This window comes from Rhizobium sp. O111, from assembly GCF_055616315.1.
On record NZ_JBSHXL010000001.1, the window covers coordinates 2,790,490 to 2,815,880 of the forward strand.

Consider the following 25,391-nt stretch of genomic DNA (forward strand, 5'->3'; position numbering starts at 1 on the left):
ATGTAAGCTGAGTTGCATGGGGGGCCAATGAAACGAAATCTTCTATCCGTCGCCGCACTTCTGTTCGGCACGCTCTTTCTGTTCATGGGCAATGGCCTGCAGGGCATCCTCCTCCCCGTCCGCGGCAATCTCGAAGGTTATGCGACCACCACGCTCGGCCTGCTCGGCACATCCTGGGCCGCCGGCTTCGTCATCGGCTGCCTGGTTGCGCCGAAGATGGTCAGCCGCGTCGGCCATGTGCGCGCCTTCTCCGGCTTCATCTCGATCATCGCCATCATCGCGCTGGTAAGCGGCATCGCCGTTCATCCGGTCTGGTGGGTGCTGCTGCGCGCCGTCACCGGCTTTGCGACGGCCGGCACCTCGATGATTATCGAGAGCTGGCTGAACGAGCGCGCCACCAATGAAAGCCGCGGCGCGATCTTCTCGCTCTATATCGCCATCACCCTGATCGGCGTCGTTGCCGGCCAGATGATGATCCCGCTCGAGGACGTCCGCACACCCATCCTCTTCATGATCTGCGGCATCTTCTATTGCATCGCCATGCTGCCGACGCTGCTGTCGACCGCCGCCTCTCCGCAGCCGCTGAAGGCCGTGAAGCTCGATCTCAAGGCGCTCTATCGCAATTCGCCGGTCTCCTGCCTCGGCATTCTCCTGGTCGGCATCGCCAATGGCGCCTATGGCACGCTTGGCGCCGTCTTCGGCGCCGGCGCCGGTCTCTCGGATACCTCGATCGCCATCATGATGAGCTCGACCATCTTTGCCGGCGCCGTCATGCAGCTCCCGGCCGGCCGCTTGTCCGACCGCATCGACCGCCGCTACGTGCTGGCCGCCATGTCGGCGATCGCGGCCCTTGCCGGTCTGATGCTCGTCGTCCTCCACCCCTCTTCGCCCGCCTTCATCATCACGCTCGTGGTGCTCTATGGCGCGGTCGCCAACACGCTCTATCCGATCGCCGTCGCCCACGCCAACGACTACGCCTCCTCGGAAGACTTCGTGAAGGTCTCCGGCGGCCTGCTGCTGCTTTACGGTATCGGCACCATCATCGGCCCGACGATCGGCGGCCCGGTCATGTCGATGGCAAGCCCGCACGCGCTGTTCCTGGTGACCGCACTCGCCCATGTGCTGATCACCGCTTACGCGATCATCCGCAGCCGCGCGCGCGCCGCCATCCCGGCAAGCGACCGCGACGCCTTCACCACCATTCCGACGGCCACCTCGCAGATGATGACGCCCGAGGGCATGACGCTTGCCGATCGCGGGCAGAACAAAACGCCGGAGCCGCCGATGGATCCGGCAACCCGATAGACTTGGAATGCGGAGACGGCCGGGCGCTTGCCCGCCGACACGAGGACGGAGGACCGAACATGAGCGTGGATGACGACCGGCCGCAGAAGAAACCGAATCACGAGATCGGCATGGACCTCTCGATGATGTCGGTGGACGAGCTGAACGCGCGTATCGACATGCTCAAGGCCGAGATTTCGCGCATCGAGCAGGAAGCGGCGCGCAAGGCATCGGGAAGATTGGCCGCAGAAAACCTCTTCAAATCGTGAGCCGGCAAAACCCCGGATTTGATTTATAGCCGCCGCGCAAGTGTTAATTCGGCACACACTTAATGAGGCGTTAAGCTTTCTAATGTATTGATGTGCTCATCCGGACTTGCTCTGGATCTCAGACAGTTTCCCATGCGGTGAATTGGTCTGATTTTTCTCCCTGTTTTACCTTGAGAGCCGCTTTTGCGGCTCTCCTTTTTCGCATTGGCTGGGGACGAAAACCACGAAACTGTGGAAGTTAACCCTTTATTAAGAAACGCCTTGCGCTATTAGGCTAAAACTACCATCTTTAAAGTCATTAAGGCCGACCGGTGAAACCTTTTGGGACCGGCCTGCGTTACCTGATCAATAAGTAGATGCGTGCAACAGGGACCCTTTAAATGTCAGAGCTTGGATTGAACACGATCAGTTTTGCAGGACGCGCTGCCGCATCGTCGCAGTTTAAGACATTGTACTCCGAGGGCATGTCGCTGGTCGAAGAGACCGCCGCCTATCTGGATGGCAATGGCCGCACCGCATCCAAGGTTCTGCCGCGCATGGCATCGGTTCTCTACGCAGCGGAATCCATGCGCCTCACCACCCGCCTGATGCAGATGGCCTCCTGGCTCCTCCTGCAGCGCGCCGTCAACAATGGCGAAATGTCGCGCGATCAGGTTCTGGCTGAAAAGAACAAGGTTCGCCTCGACGGCTTCAACGTCGACCGCAACGCACCGGGCTGGGGCGACCTGCCGGAAGCCTTCCGCGACCTGATCGAACGCTCGCTGCGCCTGCAGAACCGTGTGGCCCTGCTCGACCGCGAAATCTATCGCCCGAACGAAGCAGCGATCGTTCCCGACAACCAGAACAGCGTACAGGCCCAGCTCAGCCTGCTGCAGACGGCCTTCGGCAACAACTGATCCATTCAAAGTAGACTGCATAAACCGGCTGCGTTCCCTGCGCGGCCGGTTTTTTGTTGTCTGGACCGCGGCCGATGACAAGCTTTCAGCTCAAGCATGGCCCAAACGCAAAAAAGCCCCGCTTTCGCAGGGCTCCTTCGAAATCAGTGCAACAGCAACGATTAGAGGCCGAGGCCGCCGAAACGCTTGTTGAACTTGGAAACGCGGCCACCGCGGTCCATGAGCTGCTGGTTGCCGCCCGTCCAGGCCGGGTGCGACTTGGAATCGATTTCGAGGTTCATCACGGCGCCTTCCGAACCCCAGGTCGAGCGGGTTTCGTATTCGGTGCCGTCGGTCATGACTACCTTGATGGTGTGGTAGTCGGGATGGATTTCAGCCTTCATAACAATCTTCCTGCGATGTCACGTCCATTTGACGCACCACGTTGCGACAAGAGGACCGATTGAATAAATGAAGCCGCAGTCGCTACTGGCTACGGCTTCCCATTAGGATGCGGTGCCTATACATGAAGGCCATTAGGATAACAAGAGCCATCGACCGTGTTGCACGGTGTTGAAGGCTGCTGGAGATTGAATTGACAGACGCAATGCAGACCGAGAAGAAAAAGTCCCGCTCGCTGAAACCTCTCGGCAGGCTGACGCCTTACGTCATGCGTTATCGCGGCCTCGTCACCGGCGCGCTCTTCTCACTGGCGCTCGCCGCCGTCACCTCGCTGGCGCTTCCTCTTGCCGTGCGCCGCATGATCGACCATGGCTTCAGCCATTCCGACGGCCGCTTCATCAACAGCTACTTCATCATGCTCATGGTCATGGCGGTCGTTCTCGCCATATCGAGCGCGCTGCGCTACTTCTTCGTCATCACGCTCGGCGAGCGCATCGTCTCGGATCTCCGCCGCGACGTCTTCGCGCATGTGACGCGGCTGTCCGCCTCCTTCTTCGACGTCAACCAGTCCGGCGAGATCGTGTCGCGGTTGACGGCGGATACAACGCAGATCAAGTCCGCCGTCGGCGCCACCGCCTCGGTCGCGCTACGCAACATGATCCTGTGTCTCGGCGCCATCGTGATGATGGTCGTCACCTCGCCGAAGCTCGCCAGCCTCGTACTCTTGGCGATACCCCTCATCGTCTTCCCGCTGGTCGCCTTCGGCCGCTCGGTGCGCAAGCGTTCGCGCGCGGCACAGGACACGCTGGCCGAAGCCTCGGCCTTCGCCAACGAAACCATCGCCGCCACCCGCACGGTCCAGGCCTTCGGTGGCGAGACCACCGCGGCAAACCGCTATGGCGCAGCCGTTGAAGCCGCCTTCGCCGCTGCCCGCGCCGCCATTCGCTCGCGCTCGCTGCTGACGGGCATCGCCATCACGCTGATCTTCGGCAGCGTCGTCGCCGTCCTCTGGGTCGGCGCGCACAATGTGCTTGAGGGTACGCTGTCTGCCGGCACGCTCGGCCAGTTCCTGCTCTATTCCGTCATCGCCGCCGGCTCGCTCGGCGCGCTCTCGGAAGTCTGGGGCGAGCTGTCGCAGGCAGCCGGCGCGGCCGACCGCCTGACGGAACTGCTCGACGAAGTCTCCCCGATCGTAACGCCGGCCAACCCGACCTCCCTGCCCGACCCGAGCCTCGGCCGCGTCGAGTTCGCCGACGTGCACTTCGCCTACCCCTCGCGCCCCGACACATCTGCGCTGCATGGGCTGAGCTTCGCGGTCAAGCCGGGCGAGACCGTCGCCATCGTCGGCCCCTCAGGCGCCGGCAAGACCACCATCTTCTCGCTGCTGCTGCGCTTCTACGATCCGCAGCAAGGCGCCGTCATGATCGATGGCGTCGATGCCCGCCAGACCGACACCGACGGCCTGCGCAAGCGCATCGCCATCGTCCCCCAGGACGTCACCATCTTCGCCGCCTCTATCCATGACAACATCGCCTTCGGCCGCCCGAGCGCCACGCGCGAGGAAGTCCGCGCCGCCGCCATCGCCGCCCAGGCCGACGAGTTCATCGCGAGGTTGGATCAGGGCTATGACACAACGGTCGGCGAACGCGGCATCATGCTGTCGGGCGGCCAGCGCCAGCGCATCGCCATTGCCCGCGCCATCCTGAAGAACGCCCCGATCCTGCTGCTCGACGAAGCCACCTCGGCGCTGGATGCCGAAAGCGAAACGCTGGTGCAGCGGGCATTGGACGGCCTGATGGAAGGCCGCACCACCCTGATCATCGCCCACCGCCTCGCAACAGTCCTCAAGGCCGACCGCATCCTGGTCCTCGACCAGGGCCGCGTCGTGGAGGAAGGCACCCACCAGAGCCTGGTGCGCCACGGCGGCATCTACGCCAAGCTGGCGCGGCTGCAGTTCGATGCGGGCGCGGAGGAGCTGCTGACTGCGGTGAAGTGACGGCGGAGTGATGTTTCCACTGAGGATTGCAATCGCAAAGGTGCTGCAATAGCGTTGAACCGTATCCAGGGCGCGGGCGATGCGGTTCAACGGTTTCGATTGGGATGATGGCAACTGGCCGAAATGCGGCAGGCATGGTCTGTCCATTCGGACGATCGAATCCGTGTTCGAGCGCCCGGTGAGCATCTTCGACGATCCCTTCGACCCGGGATTGGAGACGAGGATGCGCGCGATCGGCAAGGATGAGCAAGACCGTTACGTCTTCATCGTCTTTTGCCTGCGCGTCAAAAACGGTGTAACTTTGCTGCGTCCCATCAGCGCGCGCTACATGCACGCAAAGGAAGTGAGGCACTATGAACAGCAAAAGTCTTAAGCCGCTTCCGCGCTTCTCCTCCGACCAGCAGGCCGAGGATTTCGTCGCCGATGCCGACCTGAGCGAATTCGATCTCTCCAGCGGTCGTGACATGTTGTTTGAGAAGATCTCGCCAGAACACATGGCGGCGGGCGATTACGTCTTCGTAGTCACGAAGGACGCACAAAGCCGCTTTCATTTTGACGTTAAGCAATCGAGCGGCGAAATCTTGTTCTCGTCCGCGCCCCTGAACTCAAGAGACGCGGCGCTAAAGGCAATCGATGCGTTCAAGGCCGGCATATCCGCAGCTGCGACCAAAGACGCCTCGGACGCCGCCGCCTGAGCGCACCCGCCCAAACATCCCGATGGAATAATTGGATTTTTTGTTTTAGGCTGCGCTTGCAGATTTAAACAACATCCTGATTCCGGGAGACAATCGATGTATAAGTTCGAAGTTTATAAGGACAAGGCAGGCGAATTCCGTTTCCGTTTCAAGGCATCGAACGGCGAAGCGATGTTCGGCTCCGAGGGCTACAAGGCCAAGGCGTCGGCGCTGAGCGCGATCGAATCCATCAAGAAAAACGCTCCCGGAGCCGTCGTCGACGACACCACCAAGGCGGCTGACGCCTGATACATCAAAGGCGGCACCTCAGGGCGCCGCCTTTTTCTTTTGTGCTGTTGGGCCATGAATGGTTGCGGGATGTTGCGCCGTCATTTGCACCCCCACACCCGTCACTTCTCCGTCAGCTTCAACTCGATCCGTCGGTTGGTCGCCCGCGCCTCGGGCGTATCGCCAGGCGCGATCGGCTGATACTCGCCGAAGCCGGCCGCAACCAGCCGGTCGGCAGGAACGCCTTGCGCGATCAGGAACTTGACCACCGAGATCGCGCGCGCCGAAGACAGCTGCCAGTTATCGGCGAAGCGGCCCGTGCCGGCGAGCGGCACGTTGTCGGTATGGCCGTCGACGCGCAGTACCCAGTTGATCTCCGGCGGAATTTCCTTGGCGACGTCGAGCAGCGCTGCCGCAAGCTTGGCCATCTCCGTCTGTCCGTCGGGATTGAGATCGGCGCCGCCGGAAGGGAAGAGCACTTCCGACTGGAACACGAAGCGGTCGCCGACGATGCGGATGTTCTCGCGGTCGGACAGGATCTCGCGCAGCCGTCCGAAAAAGTCCGAGCGATATCGGTTGAGCTCCTGCACGCGCGCGGCAAGCGCCACGTTGAGGCGGCGGCCGAGATCGGCGATCTTCGTCTGCGACTGCTGGTCCTTCTGCTCGGAGGCCTGCAGCGCCACCTCGACGGCGGCGATCTGGTTGCGCAACGCCGCGATCTGCTGGTTGAGCAACTCGACCTGGCTCATCGCCCGGTCGCTCATCTGCTTCTGCTCGTCTAGCTCCTTGGTGAGCGAGCCGATCCGCTGCTGCGCCGCGTCCTGGCCACCGGAGCCGGCCGACAGCAGCGATTGCAGCCGCGAGCGTTCGCCCTCCGCGGTCGCAAGCGAGGCCTGCAGGTTGGCGACGCTGTCCTCGAGATCCTGCTTGCTGCCCTTTTCGAGCGCGAGCAGCTGCGTCAGCTCGTTGATCTGGCTGTTCAGCCGGTTCATCACCTCGTCGCGGCCGGATATTTCGCGGCTGAGAATAAACTGCCCGACGACGAACACCGTGAGCAGGAACATCACCGCGATCAGAAGCGTCGACAGCGCATCGACGAAGCCGGGCCAGTAGTCGACCGTGCGTTCGCGGCGACGGTTGCGGGCAAGAGCCATGGCTTACTTGCCCTCGCTCTTTTCGGTCTGCGGCACACGCGGGCGCTCGGAAGAAGCATGCTTTTCCTGCGCGCCGATCCGTTCGGCCAGCCGGTCGAGCGTGCGGCGCATGGCCTTGGCCTCGTCCTGCTGCGCCTCGATCCAGTCGCGCAGCATCTGCTGCTCATTGCGCATGTTCTTGACCAGTCCCTGGATGCCCTCGGCGAGATTGGCCATGGCCGCGACAGAGCGCTGGCTGCCGCCGCCCTCTTCCGAAACCTTCTGCATGTAATCAGACAGCGCCCGGATCTCTTCCGGCGAAACGCCGCCCTTGGTGTCGATGACGGGTGCCGCGAGGTCGGAGCCGACATCGGTCACCGACGACAGCCAGTTTTCCAGCTCCGTATAGAAACGGTTCTGCGCGCGGCCTGCCTGCAGGTCGAGGAAGCCGAGGATGAGCGAGCCCGAGAGACCGAGCAGCGACGAGGAGAACGCCTGCCCCATGCCCGAAAGCGGCTGCGACAGCCCCTCCTTCAGCGCCGACAGCACATCCGAGGAGCCGTTGGTTCCGGCGTCGAGCGACTGGATGACGTTGCTGATCGAGCCAATCGTGCCGATCAGGCCCCAGAAGGTGCCGAGCAGGCCAAGGAAGACCAGGAGACCGATCAGATAGCGCGAGACGTCGCGGGATTCGTCGAGCCGGTTGGCGATGGAATCGAGAATGGAGCGGAAGGCCGTGGTCGAGATGCCGCTTGCCGAGGCATTGCGACTGCCGATCAGCGTGCGCATGGGCGCCAAGAGCTTCGGGTTGCGGTTCACCTTGTCGGCGCTGCCGGCGGCGCGGAACGAATTGAACCAGCGCACCTCGGGCCGAAGCGACAGCACATGGCTGAAGACAAGGATGATGCCGATGCCGAGAACGCCGAGAATGAGGCCGTTCAGCCCCGGATTGTGCATGAAGGCCGTCTGCGCCTGGCGGAACAGGATGGATGCTATGAACCCGACGATGACGAGGAACAGCACCATCGTCCACAGAAAGGGCATTGGACTGGATAGCTTATAGCTGTAATTTCCCGTGGTTTTTTCGGTCGAGCCGAACTCCGCCACATTCACATTTTCCATAGATTCCGCAGCCTCCGGCCTCATCACAGCCGGAGACTAGATCATCATTGTGCCGAATTGAAGTATGCGGAACGAAAAAGCCTGTCTTTATAACAAAGACTTACCGGCTGGGCACCGGGCGCTTGGCAACTTCCATCAGCGCCTTCTGGATGTATTCGTTGCCGGCCACGACGCTGCCGGTCTCGAGAATCGAGTTGCCGCCATCCCAATCGCTGACATAGCCGCCGGCTTCGCGGATGAGCAGGATACCGGCCGCGATATCCCAAACCGAAAGGCCGGTTTCCCAGAAGCCGTCGAAACGACCAGCCGCGACATAAGCGAGATCGAGCGAGGCCGAGCCCATGCGGCGGACACCGGCGACTTCGCCCATGACGTGTCGGAGTTCGACGAGGAATTTGCCGTGGTTGCCACGGCCAAGATGCGGAACGCCGCAGGCGACGACCGAGTCAGAGAGCACGCGACGCGCGCCGACGCGCAGGCGACGATCGTTGAGGAATGCGCCGCCACCACGCTCGGTGGTGTAGAGCTCATCGGTCGCCGGGTTGAAGATGACGCCGGCGACGATCTCGTTGTTGCGCTCGAGCGCGATCGAGACCGCGAACATCGGAATGCCGTGCAGGAAGTTGGTGGTGCCGTCGAGCGGATCGACGATCCAGCGATGCGCGCCGTCCGTACCCTTGATCTCGTCGCCTTCCTCGCCGAGGAAGCCATAGGTCGGGCGTGCCTTCAGAAGCTCTTCGCGCACGATCTTCTCGGCCTTGCGGTCGGCGGACGAGACGAAATCGCCCGGTCCCTTGACCGAGACCTGCAGGTTCTGCACTTCGCCGAAATCACGCCCCAGCGATTTTCCTGCCTTGAGGGCAGCCTGAACCATGACATTGAGAAGAGCTGAACGGGCCATGTGGGCGGTTTTCCTTGGGCTAAATAGGTGCGCGTTGTCAGGGCGGGGATGGTCCCTGATCGCCGGTAGAAGCTGCGCTTTATAAGATTGGCGGCTTCAAGACCACAAAATCGGGGAAATTTCAAGAGCGGCGCCGCATGGCTGCATTGAATCGCCGGAAGGCCGCAAATTAATTCTGGACAGATCAGTCTGCAATTCCTATATCTCCCCCATGGCAAGACACAAGGAATTCGATCGCGACCTGGCGCTTGGCGCCGCCATCAATGTGTTCTCCGAGCACGGCTATGAAGGCACGTCGACGGATCAGTTGCTGACGGCAATGAAGATCAGCCGCCAGAGCATGTACGATACCTTCGGCGACAAGCGCGGCCTCTACCTGGAAGCCTTGCAGCGCTACAACACCGACAGTACCGCGCGATTGATCGACGACCTGAAGCGTCAGGCATCGCCCGTCGAAGCCCTCGAAGGCGCGCTCGTCGCCTTCGCCTCGCGGCCGGCGTCGGAAGCCAGCCGCGGCTGCCTCGGCGTCAGCGCCGTCTGCGAGTTCGGGCGCACCGACTTTGAGATCGCTACACTGACCGATAGCGCGTCCCGCACCCTATCCACGGCGCTGAAGACGATCGTCGAAGACGGCAGCAAGAGCGGCGGTATCGCATCCGACATCGACCCCGACGAGGCCGTCCATTTCCTCGGCGCGACCCTGTCAGGCATGAAAGTCAGCGCCCGAAACGGCGCCTCCCCCGAAACCCTTCGCGGCATCGCCCGCATGGCCATCCGCAGCCTGCGCTAAGCGCACCACAAGGCCGCACCGTCTTTTCGCGCCCAATTCTAGACTGAATGATCCAGAAACCAGAAAGGAAATTTGAAATGTCTCACTCTCTCACCAATAAGGTCGCACTGATAACCGGCGGCTCGCGCGGCATCGGCGCGGCGATCGTCCGCAGGCTGGCGCAAGACGACACGGCCGTGGCCTTCACCTATGCCAGCAGCGATGACCGGGCGAAGGCGCTGACCACGGAGATCGAAGCCAAGGGTGGCAAGGCGCTGGCGATCAAGGCGGACAGCGCCGATCCCGAGGCTGTGCGCAATGCCGTCGCCACGACAATCAACCACTTCGGCGCGCTCGACATCCTCGTCAACAATGCCGGCATCCTGATGCTCGCCCCACTCGATGAATTCGCGCTGGAAGATTTTGACCGCATGTTCGCCGTCAACGTCCGCGCCGTCTTCGTCGGCACCCAGGCAGCGGCCAAGCACATGCAGGCAGGCGGTCGTATCATCAATATCGGCAGCGTCGTTGCCGACCGCAGCGGCTTTCCGACATCCTCGGTCTACAGCATGACCAAGGGCGCCATCGCCTCCATGACCCGAGGCCTGGCGCGCGATCTCGGTCCGCGAGGGATCACCGTCAACACCATCCAGCCGGGCCCGACCGCAACCGACATGAACGGCGCGCCGGGCACAGAGGAGCACCTGTCGCCGCTGATGGCGCTGGGCCGCATGGGCGAGGACAGCGAAATCGCCAGCCTCGTGGCCTATCTCGCCAGCCCCGAGGCATCCTTCGTCACCGGCTCGGCGCTCACCATCGATGGCGGCTACCTCGCCTGAACGCAAAAAGCCGGCGGTGCTCGCACGCCGCCGGCCTTTATCTGTTTATTGTCGCGCCTCAGAACTTCTGCTGCGTGATCAGAACCTCGCGGGCGATCTGCTCCAATGGCAGGATGCGGTCCACCCCGCCCTTGGCGATCGCTTCCTTCGGCATGCCGAAGACAACGGAGGTCGCCTCGTCCTGCGCCACCGTGTAGGCGCCGGCCTGGTGCATCTCGAGCATGCCCTTGGCGCCATCGTCGCCCATGCCGGTCATGATGATGCCCATGGCGTTGGAGCCTGCCGAACGCGCCGCCGAGCGGAACAACACATCGACGGATGGCCTGTGACGCGAGACCAGCGGGCCGCTCTTGACCGCAACGTGATAGCGCGCGCCGCGCCGCTCGAGCAGCATATGGCTGTCGCCGGGCGCGATCAGCACATGGCCGCGCAGCACGGGATCGCCATCGACGGCTTCCTTGACCTCGACTTCGCACAGGCTGTTCAGCCGCTTGGCAAAGGCTGCGGTGAATTTTTCCGGCATGTGCTGGACGATGACGATGCCAGGCGCGTTGGCCGGCAGCGCCTCCAGAAATTCGCGCAGCGCCTCCGTTCCACCGGTCGACGCGCCGACGCAGACCACCATCTCGGTCGTCTTCGCCATCGCCTTGCCTGATGGCGGCGGCAGCATCGCATCCGCAGTCAGCTTCTGCGCCGGCATCGGCGCGCCGGGCCGCAGGCTGTTGACATTACGCCTGACATTGCCGAGGCGCGCATGCGAAGCGCTCTTCACCGCCTCGCGGATGCGGACCGCATCGTCGGCCAGACTGTCGGCCGCGCCGATCTTCGACTTCAGGATCACGTCGACGGCGCCGGCCTCCAGCGCCTGCATCAGCGTTTCCGAGCCCGCCTCCGTCAGCGACGAGCACATGACGACGGGGATCGGCCGCTGCGACATCAGCTTGCGCAGGAAGGTGATGCCATCCATGCGCGGCATCTCGACATCGAGCGTGATGACATCGGGAATCTCTTCCTGAATCTTCTTCGCCGCCATGAAGGGATCGGTCGCGACCCCCATGATCTCGATATCCGGATCTTCCTGCAGCACGCGAACGAGCGTCTGGCGAACGCTTGCGGAATCGTCGATGACGAGAACGCGGATCTTCTTGCCCATATGCTCTTTGACCTAGATGCGCTGGAACACGGTGTTGGAAACCTGCTTCAGGGGCAGGTCGATACCGGTGATGGATTCGGAGTGGCCGATGAACATGTAGCCACCCGGCAGAAGCCGCGCGCACAAGCGCTTCAACACGCCCGATTGCGTCGGCTTGTCGAAGTAGATCAGCACGTTGCGGCAGAAGATCATGTGCATCCCCTCGCCGACGGGATAATTCTCGTCCATCAGGTTCATGCGGGCGAAGCCGACGCGGCTGCGCAGATCGGCCGAGATGCGGACCTCACGACGATCCTTCTGCTTGGCGACCATCACATATTTCCGCTGCAGCTCGCGCGGCACCGGATGCACCAGATCCTCGGAATAGATGCCGCGCCGCGCCGTCGCCAGCACGTCGGTGCTGAGATCGGTTGCGAGAATGCTGTAGTTGAGGTCGCGCCGGTCGGCGACGAACTCTTCGAGCACCATGGCCATCGTATAGGGCTCGGCCCCCGTCGAGCAGGCCGAGCTCCAGGTGCGGATCGTGCGCACGCCGCTCGAGACGAGTGCCGGGAGCGCCACCTGCTGCATGTATTCGAAGTGGCGCGCCTCGCGGAAGAAGTCGGTCTTGTTCGTCGTCACCGCGTCGATCAGATAGACCGTCTCCTGCTCCAGCCCGTCATCATGAAACAGGAAGTCGCAATAGTCGTCAAAGGTCGCGTGCTGCGTTGCCCGCAGCCGGCGGCGAAGCCGGCCCTCGAGCATCGTCAGCTTGGTCGGCGGCATCTTGATGCCGCTGTAGTCATAGATGAACTGTGCAAGCTTCTCGAAATTCCGCTTGCTGATCCTGTCGCCCACCATCTGGGTCTCAACGGCAGCCATGCTCATAAATCAAAATACTCCAGCGTGTCCGCTCAGGCGGCCGATTGCAGGGCGGAGGCATCCTCGCGCGACAGAAGCCGCGCGAGATCGACGATGACGACGAAGCCGGTTTCCCGGCGCACGACGCCGGAAATGTAATCCGAGCGCCAGCGCACACCGATATCAGGCGCCGCCTCGATCTGGTCGCGCCTGAACGGCGTGACCTCGAAGACCCGGTCGGCGACGAGGCCGAGCGTGAGAAGCCGGCTCTCCATCGGGATATCGAGCACGAGCACCCGCGTATGCGAGGTCGGAACCGTCTTCGACATGCCGAGCTTCAGCCTGAGATCGATGGTCGGCACGCCCTGGCCGCGCACGTCGCGCAGGCCAAGGAGATAGTCGGGACCGTTCGGGATCTTGAAGGCCTCGGCATAGTCGAGGATTTCGCGAACCACCTCCACCGGCACGGCGAAGATTTCCTCGCCGAGGCTGAAGGTGACGAACTGCGCTTCCTGGGAGGTGGTTGCCATATTATGCGCTTTCCTTGAAATCGGCGTCGCCGTCATCGGGTCCGCCCATGGCCATGTCGAGTGCGAAGCCCTTGGCGCGGGCCTGCTGCGCCGAGACCGAATTGGCGGCGGGCTTGGATGCAGGCTTGCGGCTGGCTGCGGGCGCGGGGCTGCGAACGCTGATGCGGGCGGCAGGCTTGCGGTTCTCGCGGCTGCCGGCCATGTCGACCTTGAAGAAGGCGATCGAGGTCTGCAGTTCTTCCGCCTGGCTCGCCAGTTCTTCCGAAGTCGCCGACATCTCTTCCGATGCGCCGGCATTCTGCTGCGTCACCTTGTCGAGCTGCTGGATCGCTTCGTTGATCTGCGAGGCACCGATATCCTGCTCGCGGCAAGCGGCGCTGATCTCGGAGACGAGCTCGGCGGTCTTGCGGATATCGGGAACGAGGCGACCAAGCATGTCGCCGGCTTCGCTGGCGGCCTTGACCGTATCACCAGACATGGCGCTGATTTCAGCGGCGGCAGACTGGCTGCGCTCCGCAAGCTTGCGAACTTCGGAAGCCACGACCGCAAAGCCCTTGCCATGCTCGCCGGCGCGCGCGGCCTCAACGGCGGCGTTCAGCGCCAGGAGGTCCGTCTGTCGAGCGATTTCCTGGACGATGCCGATCTTCTCGGCGATCGTACGCATGGCTTCGACGGCGCGGGTTACAGCGTCACCGGAAGCCTCGGCATCCTTGGCGGACTGGCGCGCGATCTTTTCGGTCTGGGCTGCGTTATCGGCGTTCTGCTTGATGTTGGCGGCCATTTCTTCCATCGAGGCAGACGCTTCTTCGGCGGATGCTGCCTGTTCGGTGGCGCCCTGCGAGACCTGCTCAGAGCTAGCCGACAGTTCCTGGCTGCCAGCAGAGACATTCTCAGCGGCTGCGATCGCGTCGGCGACGACGCCACGCAGGCGCTCGACCATCTGCTCCAGCGCGAGACCAAGCGTATCCTTGTCCGACAGCGGCTTCGGCGCGACGGTCAGGTCGCCGTTCGAAATCTGCGTGGCGATGTTGGCCGTGTTGCGCAGGTTTGCGGTCATGATGTTCAGCGTGTCGACCAGATCCTTGATCTCGTCATTTGTCTTGACGAGGACGTCCTGGTCGAGATCACCGATGGCAACCGCGCTAACGGCGGCCTTCGCCTTGTTGAGACCGGCGCTGATGCCGAGCGCGATCCAGAGAGCGGCGGCGATGGCGATCAGCAGCGCAACGGCAGCAACGGCAAAGATGAAATTGCGCGTGGTAGCATACTGTGCGCTGGTATCTTCATCGGCCTGCTGCATGGCGGCGCGGTTTACATCGATCCGGGCTTGGATCAATTCTTCGATGCCATCGACAATCGCCCGGCCCTCGCCCGTCGCCAGACGAACGGCTTCGGCGCCGTTGCCATCCTGGGCAAGCTGATGAATGCGATCATCAAGCGTGTAGAGCTTGCTTTCCTGGTCTGCGACATCCTGCCAGCCTTTTTTGCCCGCTTCGGTCGTGCTGTTGTCGTACAGCCACTGGCGCGTCTCGGAAAACTGCTTGCGGTTGCTGTTGCTGGCGTCGATGTACTTGGCGACGTCCTCAGGCTTCGTGGCGGTCGCCATGTTCATCTGCGCGCGAACGATGCGCAGCTGGAAGTTTCCGAGGTTCTGTGCCTGCTCGAGACGCTTGGCCGGTCCGGCGATCACATCGCTGATCGCGGTATTGAGGTTGGAGAGGCTGTAGATGCCGTAGCCGGCAGTCGCCAACAGCAGGACGATCATCAGGCCAAAGGCAATGGCCAGTTTCAATTTTATGGTGAACCGCATTTCTTCATATCCTTGAAATCGCAGTATTAAAGACGCCGCCATTGGGGAAATGGTGGTATGACAGGCGCAGGAAGACTGTACATCCACCCTTCTGCGATCTCCGGGATCCGGATATTTCAACCGACGTATTCACACTTCGGGTGTCGCACCGCGCCAAAGACCCGGTGCGACGAAACTTAGATCAAGCGCTTTCGAGAAAATCGTCGTCGCCGGCGTCAGGGCCACCCATCGACATGTCGAGAGCAAACCCCTTGGCACGCGCCTGCTGGGCCGAGACCGAGCGGGCACTGAAATTCTTGTTGCCGGCCGCCGTCGGGCGGGTGGCGCCGGCTTGAGCGGACCGTGTCGCGGCGGGCTTGGCCGCAACGGTCCGGACGCCTGCGCGCATGCCCGACATGTCGACCTTGAAGAAGGCGATCGAGGCCTGAAGCTCCTCGGCCTGCGCCGCAAGCTCTTCGGAGGTCGCCGACATCTGCTCGGAAGCGCCGGCATTCTGCTGGGTCACCTTGTCGAGCTGCTGGATCGCCTCATTGATCTGCGAGGCGCCGATATCCTGTTCGCGGCAGGCGGCACTGATCTCGGAAACGAGTTCGGCCGTCTTGCGGATATCAGGCACCAGGCGGCCAAGCATGTCGCCCGCTTCGCTCGCCACCTTCACCGTATCGCCAGACATAGCGCTGATTTCGGCCGCGGCCGACTGGCTGCGTTCTGCAAGCTTGCGGACTTCGGAAGCGACCACCGCAAAACCCTTGCCATGCTCGCCGGCACGCGCGGCCTCGACGGCGGCGTTGAGCGCCAGGAGGTCCGTCTGTCGAGCGATTTCCTGCACGATGACGATCTTGTCGGCGATCGTGCGCATGGCGATCACGGCGCGGGTAACCGCTGCACCGCTCTCCTCGGCATCCTTGGCCGACTGGCGAGCGATCTTCTCGGTCTGCGCGGCGTTGTCGGCATTCTGCTTGATGTTGGCCGCCATCTCTTCCATCGAAGCAGACGCTTCCTCGGCCGATGCTGCCTGTTCGCTGGCGCCCTGCGACACCTGCTCGGAGCTGGCGGACAGTTCCTGACTGCCTGCGGAGACATTCTCGGAAGCCGAGAGCGCATCGGCGACGACGCCGCGCAGGCGCTCGACCATCTGCTCCAGCGCGATGCCGAGCGTATCCTTGTCCGACAGCGGCTTCGGCGAAACGGTCAGGTCGCCATTGGCGATGCGGTCGGCGATAACAGACGTGGCGCGCAGGTTGACGACCATGTCCTTCATGGCGATACCGAGCACGTCCTTCTCCGAAAGCGGGCGCGGATCGATGGAAAGATCGCCCTGCGCGACCTGATCGGCAATTCCGGCCGTCTGGCGCAGGTTGGCGGTCATCACGTTGATCGTGTCGACAAGGTCCTTGATCTCGTCATTGCTCTTGATCTCAATGTTCTGGTCGAGATCACCGATAGCCACCGCGTCCGCTACCGTCTTCACCTTGCGCAGACCCGAGCTGATCGTCGTCGCGATCCAGATGGTCGCGCCGATGGCGATGACGAGCGCGGCGCCCGCGACAATCAAGAGCATCATGAAGGTCGTGTCATAGGTCTTGTCGCCCACCGCATCGGCGTCAGCAACAGCTTGCTTGGTCAGCGCCGTCAGGGCGGCGGTCATGCCGTCAAGCTTCTGGCGTGCGGCGACACCGTCGGTCTCGTTCAGCTGCAGGCCCATCTCTTTCTGGCCCGAGGTGATGAGGCCGCGAATGCGGTCGTTCAGAGCAACATAGCCGGTCCAGAATTCGCGAATCTGGTTCCATTCATCCTTGAATTCCGGCGGTGCGTCATGCTCGCCCTCGTCGAGCGTCTTTTCGAAAGCCTTGCGTTCGGCATCGATCGCGGCGTTTGCCCTGGATACGAATTCGGGCCTGTCAGCGACAAGCAGGTCACCCACCGCAAGGCCGAGACCATCGAACGCAGACGTCAGGCCGCTAGCATAGTGATCCTGCTCGACCGGACCTTCCAGGAGCTCATTGCGCAGCGTGTTCATCGTTTGCAGGCCATGGATACCCAGTCCAACGGCGCCGATGATCAGCAAGATCAAGAGTGAAAAAGCAAATGACAGTTTGAGCTTGAGCGTAATGCGCATGTGAAAACTCCGGCCTTTAAAAAATCGCTGGGTGAAACCGCGATGGCGATCCTGGGTGTCCGATCATCCAGGCGATTTCGGACCACGCGATTTCGGAAATGAGATGGGAGCTTTCATTCGCTCATGGCCGGCGGCTGTCGCGCGCCCTGCCTCCAACGATCCATTCGTTGGCAGTCTTGATGTCGTGGCCGGTCATCCGGCCACGACATGTTTCTGGATCACGCGCTTTCGCGGAAATCGTCGTCGCTGGCGTCAGGACCGCCCATCGACATGTCGAGAGCGAAACCCTTGGCACGTGCCTGCTGGGCGGCGACCGAGCGAGTATTGACGTTCTTGTTGCTCGCCACGGTCGGCCGTGCGGCAGGAGCCTTGGCGGCTGGCTTGGCAGCCGGCTTCTTGAAGGCGGCCTTGCTGCCCGCGCCGTCGACCTTGAAGAAGGCGATCGAGGCCTGAAGTTCCTCGGCCTGTGCCGCGAGTTCTTCAGAGGTCGCCGACATCTGCTCGGAGGCGCCGGCGTTCTGCTGGGTCACCTTGTCGAGCTGCTGGATCGCTTCGTTGATCTGGGCAGCACCGATATCCTGCTCGCGGCAAGCGGCGCTGATCTCGGAGACGAGTTCGGCCGTCTTGCGGATATCGGGAACCAGGCGGCCGAGCATATCGCCGGCGTTGCTGGCGGCCTTGACCGTATCACCAGACATGGCGCTGATCTCGGCGGCTGCCGACTGGCTGCGTTCCGCAAGCTTGCGAACTTCGGAAGCAACAACCGCGAAGCCCTTGCCATGCTCGCCGGCACGCGCTGCCTCGACGGCGGCGTTGAGTGCGAGCAGATCGGTCTGGCGTGCGATTTCCTGCACGATGACGATCTTGTCTGCGATGGTGCGCATGGCTTCGACCGCGCGGCTGACGGCAGCGCCGCTCTCTTCCGCATCCTTTGCCGACTGGCGAGCGATCTTCTCGGTCTGCGCGGCGTTATCGGCGTTCTGCTTGATGTTGGCGGCCATTTCTTCCATCGAAGCCGAAGCTTCTTCAGCGGACGCTGCTTGCTCGGTCGCACCCTGCGACACCTGCTCGGAGCTGGCGGAGAGCTCCTGGCTGCCGGCCGAGACGTTTTCCGAGGCAGAAAGCGCATCACCGACGACACCGCGAAGGCGCTCGATCATCACGTTGACATTGCCAAGCAGTTCGCCGATCTCGTCGCGGTTGGTGATTTCGGCCATCTTCGTGAGGTCACCCTCGGCGACTTCGCGCACCACGTTGTTGGCGCGGTTCAGGCCCTTGGAGATGGTGCTGGCAATCCAAAAGGCGGTGATGGCGGCAAACAGGAAGGCTGCGGCGACGGCGACGATCATCGTCGTGCGCGTTGCGACATAGCTTGCCTCGGCTTCATCGTCTGCAACGCTCATGCGCTCTTTCTCGAGCTTGAGGATTTCAGCGAGCGCGGTATCGATCTGGTTTGCGGCGGTGCGTGCCGTGGTGACCGAGATATTGTTGGCGGCTTCCGCGTTGCCGGCCTTCACGAATGCACGGATCTGGTCGTCAGCCTGGAAGAACTGCTTCGAAAGCTCCGAGACCTGTTCCCAGCGCGGACGGCCCTGTTCGGTGGCGATCTGCAGAACAGATGCCAGCGCCTGGGCGAATTCCTTGCGCCCGACATCGCCCTTGGCGATGGAATTGTTCACTTCGGCTTGATCCTTGGCCATCAGCAGGTTCTTCTGCTGGCGGATCGCTTCCAGCTGGCCGATATTGATGGTCTGCGCCAGTTCCAGGCGCGCCGCCGGGCCGGCCAGCACCGCGCCGATGGAATCATTCAAACCGCTGAGGCTGATGATCGAATAGGTCGATGTGCCCAGCAACATGAGGATGATGAAGGCAAACGCCGACACCAGTTTCGTCTTGATCGTCAATCGCATCTCTAACCCCTTACCCCTAGATGACGCAGCCTAAACGGCGGTCGATGTCTCGTGTCGTGAAGAAAACAGTGCTTGCAGATTGGGCAGGATGATGAACTCGCCCCCGCGTTTCACCAGGCAGTTGATGTAGTCGGCGCGCCAGCGCATGCCGACGCTCGGTGGCGGTTCGCTGGCTGCCCGTGCCAGCGTCGTCACCTCGTTCACTTTGTCGGTACGTAGGCCAACCAGCGTCGCCTCGCCATCGAGATCGACCTCAATGACGATGATGCGGCTGTCGATCGTCGCTTCCGTGCCGTCCATCCCGAAGGCGAGGCGCAGGTCAGCCAGCGGAATAACCTTGCCGCGGAAATTGATGACGCTGGCGACGAATGGCTGCGCGCCCGGCACCGCCGTCTCGGGCAGCAGATCCAGGATTTCCTGGACGATCACTGCCTCGAGCGCGAAGGTCTCGCCGTTCATGTCGAAGGTCAGGACCTCGACTTCGTCGGCATAGTTCCAATGATGGTCGATCTTCTCGGCTGCCGCGCTCATCCTGCCACCCGCATCTGTGTTTCCTGTTGCTGACCGGCGGCCACGAGATGACCGACGTCGAGAATGAGGGCGACGCTGCCGTCGCCGAGAATGGTGGCGCCCGAGAAGGTGGACACGTCGTTGTGCAGCTTCGACATCGACTTGATGACCGTCTGGTGGTCGCCGATGATCTGGTCGACCACCAAGCCGACACGCTCCGTGCCGGTGGAGATGACCACGACCTTCTGATGCACGTCGGGCTTGGTGCCGGTGCGGAAGAGATCGCGGAGCCTCAGGAACGGCACGAGGCTGTCGCGCAGCGAGATGAAGCTGCGGCCGCGCGAACGCAGGTCCTCTTCCAGCGACAGCTCTAGGCATTCCTCGACAGCCGACAGCGGAATGACGTAGCTGCCATTGCCGACCCGCACCAGCAGGCCGTCGATGATGGCAAGCGTCAGCGGAATGCGCAGCGACACTTCCGAGCCCTGGCCATTGAGGCTGGTGATGTCGATCGCGCCACGCAGCGCCTCGACCGTCTTCTTGACCACATCCATGCCGACGCCGCGGCCGGAGAGATTGGTGATCGCCGCAGCCGTCGAAAAGCCTGGCGCGAAGATCAGCTGCAGCAGTTCGGAATCGGTGAGCGGCTGGCCGGGCGCGATGAGACCGGAGGATTCCGCCTTGGCGCGGACCCGATCGCGGTTGATGCCGCGGCCGTCATCCTTGATCGAGATGATCACCTCGCCGCCGGCCTGCCGCGCCGAGAGCGTCACCGTGCCGGCTTCGCTCTTGCCTGCGGCCAGACGCTCGGCCGGCGTTTCCAGCCCGTGGTCGATCGAATTGCGCACCAGATGCACGAGCGGATCAGCGAGACGCTCGATCACGGTCTTGTCGACCTCGGTGCTTTCGCCCTCGGTGACCAGTTCGATCACCTTGCCCGTTTCGCGGGCGAGATCGTGAACGAGGCGACGGAAGCGTGAGAACAGCGTCGCGACCGGCACCATGCGGAGCACCATCATCGTGTCGCGGAGCTCGCCCGACAGGCGCTCGATTTCCTCAGACACCGAGCGAAGCGCGATATCGGCGCTGGCGCTCGCCAGCTGGCTGAGGCGCGACTGGGCGATGACGAGCTCGCCGACGCGGTCCATCAGTTCGTCGAGACGCTCGGCCGGAACGCGAACGTTTTCGGCAGCCTTCGCCTGGCGCTGGTCGGCCTGGGCAGCACTCTCGCGCTTGGCGGGCACTGCCTCGACGGGCTTGAATTCAGGTACGGCGGGGACTGCGGGCGCAGCCGCGACGGGCGCTGCGACGACAGGCTCGGCCTTAACCTCTGCCACGACGGCAACCGGTTCAGCCTTGGCTTCCTGAGCCACCGGACCGGCGATCTCCTCGACCTCAAGCTCCATGTCGTCCATGACGAAGATGAACACGTCGTCGATCGCCGAGCGGTCCTGCGTGCTGGTGAGGATGACGTCCCAGGTGACGTAAAGATCCGTCGGAACCATCTCGTCGAGGACAGGAATGGCGGAGAGGTTGGCCTTGACGCTGCATTCGCCGAGATCGCGCAACTCGTCGAGCAAACCGAGCGGATTGGTGCCGTTCGCCATCGAATTCGAGGGCAGGCTGAAGCGGATGCGCCAGGTGGTGGTCTTGGCGGCAACGGCGGCGGGAGCGGCAACCGGGGCCGGTTGAGCAGCAGGAGCAGCAGCGGCGCCCGAGGTCTCGCCGACGGCGGCCTGAAGCTGGGCCAGCAACCGCTGGCCGGTGTCACCGTGATCGGCATCCGGCCGATCGACGAGAGCACGCATGTGATCCTGAGCGGCAAGCACGGCGGCGACAAGCTCGGCCGTTGCCGGCACCTCGCCCTTGCGAACCCGGTCGAATGCCGTTTCGCAATGATGCGTGAAGGCGGCCAGCGCATCGAAGCCGAACATCGAGCCCGAGCCCTTCAGCGTGTGAAGGCCGCGGAAGACGGCATCGACGACGTCCTTGTCGTCGAGCTTGTGCGTCAGATCGAGAAGACCCGTCTCGATGGCTTCGAGGCATTCGGCCGCCTCTGTGCGAAAGACCGCTACAGGATCGAGAGAGCTCATCTGCCGAGCACCTTCCTGGCGATCTTGACCAGGTTTTCCGGGTCGAACGGCTTGGTCAGCCAACCGGTGGCGCCGGCGGCCTTTGCCCGGGCCTTGAGGTCGGCGTCGGATTCGGTCGTCAGGAAGATGATCGGCACGCCGGTATGTTCAGGAAGCTTACGCAGCTCCTCGATCATCGTCAGGCCATCCATGACGGGCATGTTGAGATCGGTGATGATCAGGTCGTAATTGCCGGCCTTCGCGGCCGCCAGGCCCTGCGCGCCATCGGCCGCTTCGCTGACGGTGTAGCCCGCATTGGTCAGCGTGACCTTGGTCGTCAGTCGAATGCTTGCGGAATCGTCGACGGTGAGAATGTTGGCGCTCATGGCTTTACCTCTTCATGCAACCAGAATTTTGTATCTTCGCTGTTGAAGGCTTCCACGAAGCCGGCGCGCTCCAGCACCTTCAGGACTTGGCCGCGGGCGGGAGCCGCGAGTGCGAGCGCTTTGTCGTTGGTTTCAGCGTGCCGGCGAACAGCTTCGATCAGCTGCACAAAACTCAAGTCGGCCTCAGCTTTTTCGGGAATATCGAGAACAACGGAACCGCTATTCTTAAATAAAGACGCAATTTTCGAGAAGATATCCGAGATATTCCTGATCGTTAGAACTTCCGGCAGAGATATAGACTCGGAATACTGTTCACGCACACTCACTTCGGCCTCCTAGGGCGGAGAAATACTTTTTCAACCCTTTGAGGAATCTCACGGCACGCTTAACAACACGTAAAAGTAGGTTGCAACGAAATGCAATTGAGGCGAGTCCCGACTCCCTGAAATATCACCTGACAAAAATAATAATTAGCACTCAAACATGTTTATAAAAACAAACAAATTCATATGATTATTAAAATTATGAGCGTTTGTCGGCAACGGGCGTCGTGCAATTCACGCTATGTTAAGCACAACGCTGACGAGTCTGGCGTGTTTACTCCCCGTTTCCATGATGCCCGTAAAAATAGTCCCGAACCTTGCTGAGGTTTTAAGTAAAGGACAATAAAATGACGAACGGGGCGACATCGGCACTGACTGCATTCCAGGCATCTGGATCAGCCATCAGCCAAACACTGGAAGCGGCACGCAGCAAGGTCGAGGAGCGCTTTCTCGAAGGCGGCACCGTCCTGCTTTCGGTCATGGACGTCCTCAACCGACTGTTGAGCTCGCTCGATAACATCACCAAGGCGCTTGATGCCGGCGAGAATGGTGATGCCGGCGCGGAACTGCGCGCAACGGTGAAGAGCCTCAGCGATCTCCCGACCGCCGAAAAGTCCCGCCGCGACGCGCTTTCGTCGCTCGCCGAAGCAGGATATTCGCTGCGCCGGCACGTCTCGGACATGCAAGAAACCATGCGCTACCTGCGCACCTTCGCCGTCACCGTGAAGATCACCGGCGCCGGCCTTGCCGAGTTCGCGGGCTTCGCGCAGGAAATTCTCGAGCGCATCTATTCCGGCACCGATGAGGTCAACCGCTTCGCCGGCCAAATCGAGGAGCTGGAAAAGGAAGTCAAGCTCGCGCTGACCTTCGGCACCGACGTCTCCAAGAGCTACGCCGACACGGTTCCCGCCGTGGCGAGCGCCCTTGATGGCGACGCGCGCAAAATCGCCGAGCACCGCCAGAACCTGAGCGCCATTGCCCGCGACGTCGGCGCGGTCGCCAGAGGCGTGCAGAGCAAGGTCGCCTCGACCCTGTCGGCACTGCAGATCGGCGACATCACCCGCCAGCGCATCGAGCATGTGCAGAGCACCTTCACCCTGCTCGACGAATTCCTCGACAGCGAGGACGGTCGCGGTCTGAACGCCGACGCCCGCGCGCGCCTGCAAAACGTCATCCAGCACCTGACGGCGGCGCAGATGAACGAAATGTGCCGCGATTTTCACCGCGATTCCCAGAACGTCATCAAAACGATCGCCAGCTTCGGCCACGACACGCAGGAGATCTTGCGGCTGCGTGATCAGATGAGTGGCGGCGGCCAGGGCAACTTCATTCGCGCATTGGAATCCAGCGTCTCGGCCGCCCACGAGATCGTCAAGCAGGTCGACGCCGTCACCCTCAAGGCCGATCAGGTCAGCCAGTCGACCCGCGACACCACCGCCAAGCTTCTGGAAGCGATCGGCAACATCAAGGCGGTGAAGACCGACATCCATTACATGGCGCTGAACACCAATCTGCGCTGCAGCCGGCTCGGCGAAGCGGGCAAGTCGATCAACGTCGTCACGGCCGAGCTGCGGATCTTCGCCGGCAAGCTGGATGACAGCGCCGACGCCATCGTCAACGGCCTGCCGGCGCTGGAGGAAGCAGCCGGTCGCGTGGCCCCATCAAGCGAGACGGCATCAGGCGGCCTTGCCGAGAACCTGACCACCGCCGTCGCCGATATCCGCACCGCCGCCGATACGATGGAAGCAGAGCTGAAGACGCTCTCCGAACACGGCCGCGAGGTCGCGGGCAAGATCAACCTGTTGATCGGCACGCTCGATTTCCAGAAGGACCTCGGCGATGTGCTGGCGGGCTGCGCCGATACGCTGGAAGATGCGGCCGGCGCCGAGATCGCCGATATCTCGGACTTGGCCGAGGCCATCGCCCCGCTCGATCGCAAGATCTTCAAGCTCTATACGATGGTGCAGGAGCGCAACGTCCACCGCGACATCATCGCGGCTGTCGAAGAGACGGCAGCAGTCGAGCCGGAGCCGGCAAGTGCTGTGACAAGCGACGAAGACCTTTTCGAGGACGCACTCTTCTAAAACGTTAGAGCGCGGTCAGCGCAGGCGGCGGAATTTGTTGGCGGCTTCGATCCCCGCCTTCTGCTGCTCTTCCTCGATACCGAGGTAGAAATCCTCAAGCGCCGGGTCGGGCAGACCGGCACGGCGCGAGAGCACATACCACTTGGCGGCCTCGACAGGATCCGGCTTTGTGCCGAGCGCGTTGATATAGAGATGCGCCAGCTTGTTCTGCGCCACGACGTTGCCGTCATTGGCCGCGATTCTCAGCCACTGGAAGCCCTTCTCGAAATCGCGCGGCCCGTTGGTTCCGTTGACGAACCAGACGCCGAGATCGAGCTGCGCGGTGTCGAAACCGGCATGCGCGGCGCGCGCCATCCATTCGCGGGCAAGCTGCTTCTTCTCGGGAGGAAGGTCGGGCAGCGACGAGTAGATCTCCGCCACCGCGTATTGCGCGTCGGCGACACCCTTCTCGGCCGATTTTTCGTAGAACGGCAGCGCCAGCTTCAGACCCTTGTCGCCGGGATTGTCGGCCACCAGGATCTGCCCCCAGTTGAACTCGGCCGATGCATTGCCGGCTTCCGCCGCCTTGCGCATGTAGTTGTCGGCAAGCGTCTTGTCGCGCTTGACGATGCGGCCTTCCATCAGGATGAGCGCGTATTTGAACATCGCCGCCGGGTCACCGCCCTCGGCCGCCTTTCCGTACCAGAAGGCAGCGGCCTTTGCATCGCGCTTGACACCAAGGCCATCCGCCAGAAGCTCGCCCATCAGCGTCTGCGCCGCCGGATCGCCGAGCTGCGCACGAGGCAGCGCAATCCCCATCGCCGTCAGATAGTAGCCGCGCTGATAGGCGCCATAGGCATCGTCGACCTTGCCCTTGTAGTCCTTCTCAGGCGGCAGGTCGGGAAGCTTCGCGCCCATGCGGTCGAACACGCCGACACCGGTGGACGGTGTTACCCCGTCCGGTTGGGCGCGACCAGATTTCAGCGTCTCGGGCGCGCCGGTGAGCGGTCGCGTGACCATATTGTCGACCTGCTGGGCCGATGCGCCATGCGCGAAAACCGCCACACATGTGGCGGCGGCAAGAAGAGAAAGGCGCAAATGGCGTGTCAGCATGGGCATGAGG

24 protein-coding genes and 2 pseudogenes are annotated in these 25,391 nt (G+C 62.4%); 10 read left to right on the forward strand and 16 right to left on the reverse strand.

Translation table 11 applies throughout. From position 1 onward, the window contains the following. Positions 1-27 precede the first annotated feature (27 nt). The 3 genes from ACVTFQ_RS14085 to rcdA all read left to right on the forward strand — a co-directional run bounded on the left by ACVTFQ_RS14085 (position 28) and on the right by rcdA (position 2,449). A complete protein-coding gene (locus ACVTFQ_RS14085; protein WP_111563333.1) occupies positions 28-1,305 on the forward strand; it encodes an MFS transporter in 1,278 nt (425 codons plus the stop codon). Positions 1,306-1,364: 59 nt separating this feature from the next. Then, positions 1,365-1,553, forward strand: coding sequence for a DUF1192 domain-containing protein (locus ACVTFQ_RS14090; protein ID WP_111563334.1), 189 nt, complete (start codon positions 1,365-1,367; stop codon positions 1,551-1,553). A 380-nt stretch (positions 1,554-1,933) separates the two neighbouring features. After that, on the forward strand, positions 1,934-2,449 hold the full coding sequence (gene rcdA / locus ACVTFQ_RS14095; protein ID WP_026283232.1) for a protease adaptor protein RcdA: 516 nt from the start codon (positions 1,934-1,936) through the stop codon (positions 2,447-2,449). A gap of 161 nt (positions 2,450-2,610) precedes the next feature. Here rcdA and rpmE read toward each other — a convergent pair whose 3' ends face one another. Then, complete coding sequence (gene rpmE / locus ACVTFQ_RS14100; RefSeq protein ID WP_037182697.1) at positions 2,611-2,832, reverse strand: 50S ribosomal protein L31; 222 nt, start codon at positions 2,830-2,832, stop codon at positions 2,611-2,613. Between the two features lie 203 nt (positions 2,833-3,035). On the opposite strand from rpmE, the gene ACVTFQ_RS14105 reads away from it, so the two are divergent. From ACVTFQ_RS14105 to ACVTFQ_RS14120, 4 genes are all read left to right on the forward strand, one after another. Next, the gene (locus ACVTFQ_RS14105) at positions 3,036-4,826 is read left to right on the forward strand and encodes an ABC transporter transmembrane domain-containing protein (RefSeq protein ID WP_111563335.1); all 1,791 of its coding nucleotides are present in this window, start codon (positions 3,036-3,038) and stop codon (positions 4,824-4,826) included. A 79-nt stretch (positions 4,827-4,905) separates the two neighbouring features. After that, positions 4,906-5,199: a BrnT family toxin gene (locus ACVTFQ_RS14110; RefSeq protein WP_111563336.1), complete on the forward strand. Its 294-nt coding sequence runs from the start codon at positions 4,906-4,908 to the stop codon at positions 5,197-5,199. After that, positions 5,180-5,521 (forward strand): CopG family antitoxin, encoded by a 342-nt coding sequence (locus ACVTFQ_RS14115; RefSeq protein WP_111563337.1) that lies wholly within the window; start codon positions 5,180-5,182, stop codon positions 5,519-5,521. The genes ACVTFQ_RS14110 and ACVTFQ_RS14115 overlap by 20 nt, the downstream gene beginning before the upstream one ends. Before the next feature lie 96 nt (positions 5,522-5,617). Beyond that, the gene (locus tag ACVTFQ_RS14120; RefSeq protein WP_047509410.1) at positions 5,618-5,809 is read left to right on the forward strand and encodes a YegP family protein; all 192 of its coding nucleotides are present in this window, start codon (positions 5,618-5,620) and stop codon (positions 5,807-5,809) included. Between the two features lie 101 nt (positions 5,810-5,910). On the opposite strand, the gene ACVTFQ_RS14125 is transcribed toward ACVTFQ_RS14120, so the two are convergent. The 3 genes from ACVTFQ_RS14125 to ACVTFQ_RS14135 form a co-directional block, all read right to left on the reverse strand. After that, positions 5,911-6,942: a peptidoglycan -binding protein gene (locus ACVTFQ_RS14125; RefSeq protein ID WP_018899686.1), complete on the reverse strand. Its 1,032-nt coding sequence runs from the start codon at positions 6,940-6,942 to the stop codon at positions 5,911-5,913. Positions 6,943-6,945: 3 nt separating this feature from the next. Next, positions 6,946-8,043 (reverse strand): flagellar motor protein MotA, encoded by a 1,098-nt coding sequence (locus tag ACVTFQ_RS14130; RefSeq protein WP_111563338.1) that lies wholly within the window; start codon positions 8,041-8,043, stop codon positions 6,946-6,948. Positions 8,044-8,143: 100 nt separating this feature from the next. Then, positions 8,144-8,944, reverse strand: a complete 801-nt coding sequence (locus ACVTFQ_RS14135) for an inositol monophosphatase family protein (RefSeq protein ID WP_111563339.1) — start codon at positions 8,942-8,944, stop codon at positions 8,144-8,146. A gap of 211 nt (positions 8,945-9,155) precedes the next feature. On the opposite strand from ACVTFQ_RS14135, the gene ACVTFQ_RS14140 reads away from it, so the two are divergent. Beyond that, positions 9,156-9,734 carry a TetR/AcrR family transcriptional regulator gene (locus ACVTFQ_RS14140; protein WP_112435324.1) on the forward strand — a complete coding sequence of 193 codons (579 nt, stop codon included), beginning with the start codon at positions 9,156-9,158 and terminating at the stop codon, positions 9,732-9,734. Positions 9,735-9,811: 77 nt separating this feature from the next. After that, complete coding sequence (locus tag ACVTFQ_RS14145; protein WP_111563341.1) at positions 9,812-10,552, forward strand: 3-oxoacyl-ACP reductase family protein; 741 nt, start codon at positions 9,812-9,814, stop codon at positions 10,550-10,552. 58 nt (positions 10,553-10,610) lie between these two features. Here the strand turns inward: ACVTFQ_RS14145 and ACVTFQ_RS14150 are convergent, their stop codons facing one another. The 11 genes and pseudogenes from ACVTFQ_RS14150 to ACVTFQ_RS14200 form a co-directional block, all read right to left on the reverse strand. Further along, positions 10,611-11,705 (reverse strand): protein-glutamate methylesterase/protein-glutamine glutaminase, encoded by a 1,095-nt coding sequence (locus ACVTFQ_RS14150; protein WP_018899691.1) that lies wholly within the window; start codon positions 11,703-11,705, stop codon positions 10,611-10,613. Positions 11,706-11,717: 12 nt separating this feature from the next. Continuing rightward, entirely contained in the window at positions 11,718-12,572 is an 855-nt protein-coding gene (locus ACVTFQ_RS14155; protein ID WP_047509420.1) for a CheR family methyltransferase, read from the reverse strand. Between the two features lie 26 nt (positions 12,573-12,598). Further along, complete coding sequence (locus ACVTFQ_RS14160; protein ID WP_111563342.1) at positions 12,599-13,075, reverse strand: chemotaxis protein CheW; 477 nt, start codon at positions 13,073-13,075, stop codon at positions 12,599-12,601. A 1-nt stretch (position 13,076) separates the two neighbouring features. Further along, positions 13,077-14,885: a methyl-accepting chemotaxis protein gene (locus ACVTFQ_RS14165; protein WP_111563343.1), complete on the reverse strand. Its 1,809-nt coding sequence runs from the start codon at positions 14,883-14,885 to the stop codon at positions 13,077-13,079. Between the two features lie 181 nt (positions 14,886-15,066). After that, a pseudogene (locus ACVTFQ_RS14170) lies at positions 15,067-16,413 on the reverse strand (methyl-accepting chemotaxis protein); the annotation flags it as partial. 69 nt (positions 16,414-16,482) lie between these two features. Further along, positions 16,483-17,004, reverse strand: a pseudogene (locus tag ACVTFQ_RS14175) (MCP four helix bundle domain-containing protein); the annotation flags it as partial. A 218-nt stretch (positions 17,005-17,222) separates the two neighbouring features. Then, positions 17,223-18,914 (reverse strand): methyl-accepting chemotaxis protein, encoded by a 1,692-nt coding sequence (locus ACVTFQ_RS14180; RefSeq protein ID WP_111563345.1) that lies wholly within the window; start codon positions 18,912-18,914, stop codon positions 17,223-17,225. A 30-nt stretch (positions 18,915-18,944) separates the two neighbouring features. After that, entirely contained in the window at positions 18,945-19,445 is a 501-nt protein-coding gene (locus tag ACVTFQ_RS14185; protein ID WP_047509429.1) for a chemotaxis protein CheW, read from the reverse strand. Further along, positions 19,442-21,517: a chemotaxis protein CheA gene (locus ACVTFQ_RS14190; protein WP_111563346.1), complete on the reverse strand. Its 2,076-nt coding sequence runs from the start codon at positions 21,515-21,517 to the stop codon at positions 19,442-19,444. Before ACVTFQ_RS14190 ends, ACVTFQ_RS14185 begins: the two co-directional genes overlap by 4 nt. Next, positions 21,514-21,882 (reverse strand): response regulator, encoded by a 369-nt coding sequence (locus ACVTFQ_RS14195; protein WP_018899699.1) that lies wholly within the window; start codon positions 21,880-21,882, stop codon positions 21,514-21,516. The genes ACVTFQ_RS14190 and ACVTFQ_RS14195 overlap by 4 nt, the downstream gene beginning before the upstream one ends. Further along, positions 21,879-22,208, reverse strand: a complete 330-nt coding sequence (locus ACVTFQ_RS14200) for an STAS domain-containing protein (protein WP_111563347.1) — start codon at positions 22,206-22,208, stop codon at positions 21,879-21,881. Before ACVTFQ_RS14200 ends, ACVTFQ_RS14195 begins: the two co-directional genes overlap by 4 nt. Before the next feature lie 344 nt (positions 22,209-22,552). Between ACVTFQ_RS14200 and ACVTFQ_RS14205 the strand changes: the two genes are divergently transcribed. Then, a complete protein-coding gene (locus ACVTFQ_RS14205; protein WP_111563348.1) occupies positions 22,553-24,289 on the forward strand; it encodes a methyl-accepting chemotaxis protein in 1,737 nt (578 codons plus the stop codon). Positions 24,290-24,304: 15 nt separating this feature from the next. On the opposite strand, the gene ACVTFQ_RS14210 is transcribed toward ACVTFQ_RS14205, so the two are convergent. After that, the gene (locus tag ACVTFQ_RS14210) at positions 24,305-25,387 is read right to left on the reverse strand and encodes a tetratricopeptide repeat protein (protein ID WP_111563349.1); all 1,083 of its coding nucleotides are present in this window, start codon (positions 25,385-25,387) and stop codon (positions 24,305-24,307) included. Between the last annotated feature and the right edge of the window lie 4 nt (positions 25,388-25,391).

Bases quoted from the DNA above. Each gene is read 5' to 3' on its own strand.
- ACVTFQ_RS14085 (WP_111563333.1), top strand. From the start codon at position 28: ATGAAACGAAATCTTCTATCCGTCGCCGCACTTCTGTTCGGCACGCTC.
- ACVTFQ_RS14090 (WP_111563334.1), top strand. From the start codon at position 1,365: ATGAGCGTGGATGACGACCGGCCGCAGAAGAAACCGAATCACGAGATC.
- rcdA (WP_026283232.1), top strand. From the start codon at position 1,934: ATGTCAGAGCTTGGATTGAACACGATCAGTTTTGCAGGACGCGCTGCC.
- rpmE (WP_037182697.1), bottom strand. From the start codon at position 2,832: ATGAAGGCTGAAATCCATCCCGACTACCACACCATCAAGGTAGTCATG.
- ACVTFQ_RS14105 (WP_111563335.1), top strand. From the start codon at position 3,036: ATGCAGACCGAGAAGAAAAAGTCCCGCTCGCTGAAACCTCTCGGCAGG.
- ACVTFQ_RS14110 (WP_111563336.1), top strand. From the start codon at position 4,906: ATGCGGTTCAACGGTTTCGATTGGGATGATGGCAACTGGCCGAAATGC.
- ACVTFQ_RS14115 (WP_111563337.1), top strand. From the start codon at position 5,180: ATGAACAGCAAAAGTCTTAAGCCGCTTCCGCGCTTCTCCTCCGACCAG.
- ACVTFQ_RS14120 (WP_047509410.1), top strand. From the start codon at position 5,618: ATGTATAAGTTCGAAGTTTATAAGGACAAGGCAGGCGAATTCCGTTTC.
- ACVTFQ_RS14125 (WP_018899686.1), bottom strand. From the start codon at position 6,942: ATGGCTCTTGCCCGCAACCGTCGCCGCGAACGCACGGTCGACTACTGG.
- ACVTFQ_RS14130 (WP_111563338.1), bottom strand. From the start codon at position 8,043: ATGGAAAATGTGAATGTGGCGGAGTTCGGCTCGACCGAAAAAACCACG.
- ACVTFQ_RS14135 (WP_111563339.1), bottom strand. From the start codon at position 8,944: ATGGCCCGTTCAGCTCTTCTCAATGTCATGGTTCAGGCTGCCCTCAAG.
- ACVTFQ_RS14140 (WP_112435324.1), top strand. From the start codon at position 9,156: ATGGCAAGACACAAGGAATTCGATCGCGACCTGGCGCTTGGCGCCGCC.
- ACVTFQ_RS14145 (WP_111563341.1), top strand. From the start codon at position 9,812: ATGTCTCACTCTCTCACCAATAAGGTCGCACTGATAACCGGCGGCTCG.
- ACVTFQ_RS14150 (WP_018899691.1), bottom strand. From the start codon at position 11,705: ATGGGCAAGAAGATCCGCGTTCTCGTCATCGACGATTCCGCAAGCGTT.
- ACVTFQ_RS14155 (WP_047509420.1), bottom strand. From the start codon at position 12,572: ATGAGCATGGCTGCCGTTGAGACCCAGATGGTGGGCGACAGGATCAGC.
- ACVTFQ_RS14160 (WP_111563342.1), bottom strand. From the start codon at position 13,075: ATGGCAACCACCTCCCAGGAAGCGCAGTTCGTCACCTTCAGCCTCGGC.
- ACVTFQ_RS14165 (WP_111563343.1), bottom strand. From the start codon at position 14,885: ATGCGGTTCACCATAAAATTGAAACTGGCCATTGCCTTTGGCCTGATG.
- ACVTFQ_RS14180 (WP_111563345.1), bottom strand. From the start codon at position 18,914: ATGCGATTGACGATCAAGACGAAACTGGTGTCGGCGTTTGCCTTCATC.
- ACVTFQ_RS14185 (WP_047509429.1), bottom strand. From the start codon at position 19,445: ATGAGCGCGGCAGCCGAGAAGATCGACCATCATTGGAACTATGCCGAC.
- ACVTFQ_RS14190 (WP_111563346.1), bottom strand. From the start codon at position 21,517: ATGAGCTCTCTCGATCCTGTAGCGGTCTTTCGCACAGAGGCGGCCGAA.
- ACVTFQ_RS14195 (WP_018899699.1), bottom strand. From the start codon at position 21,882: ATGAGCGCCAACATTCTCACCGTCGACGATTCCGCAAGCATTCGACTG.
- ACVTFQ_RS14205 (WP_111563348.1), top strand. From the start codon at position 22,553: ATGACGAACGGGGCGACATCGGCACTGACTGCATTCCAGGCATCTGGA.
- ACVTFQ_RS14210 (WP_111563349.1), bottom strand. From the start codon at position 25,387: ATGCCCATGCTGACACGCCATTTGCGCCTTTCTCTTCTTGCCGCCGCC.